Genomic DNA, 276 nt, shown 5'->3' on the forward strand with positions numbered 1-276 from the left:
TTTCGCACAAACAACGATTACTTCTGCGCCCTCATTAGAAGCAAAGTCACGTACTCTTTGAACTAATTCGTTATCGGAAGAATCCGCAACTTCATCTTCCCCTACGTTCGCAACATAAAGTACAGGTTTTGCTGTTAAAAGGTGTAGACCCTTCGCAATGCGAGCTTGCTCATCAGAGAATTCCACCGTACGAGCTGGTCTTTCTTCTTCTAAAGCCTCTTTGATTTTCACTAATACTTCTTCTTCTGCCATTGCAGCTTTATCTTTTTGCTTTGC

General features: G+C 42.0%; 1 pseudogene. It reads right to left on the bottom strand.

Features of this window, described 5'->3' with window-relative positions:
* Positions 1 to 252, bottom strand: a pseudogene (ychF, locus tag L9G74_RS20455) (redox-regulated ATPase YchF); the annotation flags it as partial.
* Between the last annotated feature and the right edge of the window lie 24 nt (positions 253 to 276).

The organism is Shewanella electrica (assembly GCF_022321485.1).
GTDB classification, from domain to species: Bacteria; Pseudomonadota; Gammaproteobacteria; order Enterobacterales; family Shewanellaceae; genus Shewanella; species Shewanella electrica.